Annotated in this window: 1 protein-coding gene; it reads right to left on the reverse strand. The window is 47.8% G+C overall.

Features of this window, described 5'->3' with window-relative positions:
- Nucleotides 1-84: 84 nt before the first annotated feature.
- Nucleotides 85-1,557, reverse strand: a complete 1,473-nt coding sequence (locus LT679_RS18565) for a glycosyl hydrolase family protein (RefSeq protein ID WP_232179181.1) — start codon at nt 1,555-1,557, stop codon at nt 85-87.
- Between the last annotated feature and the right edge of the window lie 433 nt (nt 1,558-1,990).

Here is a 1,990-nt window from a genome sequence, read left to right on the forward strand (position 1 = left end):
ATACCCTTTGGTAATCCTTTCAAAACGCCCGCAGGCCGCTTTTGGGAGCGGCCTGCGGGTCAAAGTGATATTGTAAAGAGGAGCTTAGTTAACATTCACTACAGCAGCGCTGTAAGCAGGCACCTGAATGGTAAAAGACTTTTGGTTCACGTTAAAGCTCTCGGTAGAAGCGATAGCAAAGTTACCCTTCTCATCAGCGCTGCTGCCACCGAATGCGATACCGGATGTAGCATCCGCAGAAGGAGCAGTAAGCCTGGCCACGGTAACAGTAGAAGCATTGTTGGTCAACCTCACGGTATACAGGATATCCTTATCCCCCTTGTTGATCAAAGTAACCGCGGTAGTACCATTCTTCACCACTGCATGCGCCGCCTGGTTCACGGTAGTAGCAGCCGTCTTCACATTCAGCACACGGCCACCCACAGCACCATACTTAAAAGCCAGCATGCCATAATACACCGGCCTTGCGCTTGTTTTACCATTCACGGTAGCGATAGCCGTAAAGTTTTGCGCAGAACCCGAGTGGAAGTTAACCCCCTGTCCATTATGCTCAGCCACCGTCCACATCATATCCAATGCCCATAACGAAGCCGCGAACACATCGCTCACACCCGCCTTGCCGCCACCGTTGAAGATACTGTTACACTCAGACAAACGGTACTTTAAACCATTTTTGGCAGAAGCATCATTCACCTTGTCCAGGTAAGCACCCAGCTTAGTGTCCGGCTCCAGGATCGTTTTATAAGTGATCGACTCATCACTGGCCGGGCCGTTGTTGTAATAATGCACCGTCATCAGGTTCACGTTATTCTTGTACTTACCCGCGAAAGAACTTACCCAGTTAGCCCCACCGATCACATCTGGTCCGGCGAAAGGCGCGTTCGGGGTAAGCTTGCGTACCGCGTCAAAATAAGCCTTCCACTCCCCCTGAAAATCATTGTAGCTGTAACCCTGCTTGCGGAAACCCAGCTCACCATAAGCATTAGGCTCATTCCCCGCCTGGAAAGCCATCAGGCTGCTGCCCAGGCTGCCGCTTACATACTTGGCTAACTTCGCCTGTACCTCCGGCTCATATTTCGCCAGGTTAAGGCCGAAGATCACCGGCCAGCCCAAAGTTTTAGAAAAAGAGGCCAAAGCATCAATCTGCGTAGTGGTGATCGAATCCGTTTTAGACCCCTTAGACACCGCCTTGTCGCTCCAGTACATACGGCCGCTGCTGGTACCACCCACACGTAATACACCCTCGCCCAGGTTGCGGATCAATTGGATCTGCGCATTGCTTTTACCATTCAGGTTATTGCTCCAAAGCAAGTTGTTCGTCTCGTAGCTTAAACCCAGGAAGTTGCCGGCTACCTGGTAGCTCTGCTGGTTCTGCTCAATGGTGATGGTCACCGGTGTACCGGTAGCGTTGGGGTGCAGGGCAACAGGTGCAGGCTCGTTCACTTTAATGTCGGTATCCATGTCCACACCATTCAGGTCAGAAGTCTTTTTGCATGAAACCATCATCGGCACGATCATCAGGGCTAATAAGAGATTTTTAACAGTTTGCTTTCTCACAGTAATCAATGTTTAAATTTTAATAGGGGTATTATTTTTTTAATCCGTTCGGCAGGTTTTGTTACTTGAAATAAAACTTTGCTTAACCAGATCGAACAATTTTACCTTTCGGCAATTTTTTAATTATCAATAGTTGATAAGCGTTAGGCAAAAAGCCCACCATGAGAAGAGGTGAGAAGCAAATTCAACATAAAGAACTGATAATCAGCAAAATGCAGAAATCGCAAAATTTAACTGAGAATTTAACTGTGGGGAATTAATTTCCGGAACGGGTAAGGCGGGACGCGAAAAGCGGGGAAAGTAAAAGTGAATTCCCCGGTTCAAAAACGAAGAATAAGCGAGATAAACACACAAAACATACCCGCCACGCCAAAACACAGCCGTGTGATATAAGCAAAATCTATGACTGATAGAAGTTAACTATGACGAAAGT

Origin of the sequence: Mucilaginibacter roseus (assembly GCF_021215455.1) — a bacterium.
GTDB classification, from domain to species: Bacteria; Bacteroidota; Bacteroidia; order Sphingobacteriales; family Sphingobacteriaceae; genus Mucilaginibacter; species Mucilaginibacter roseus.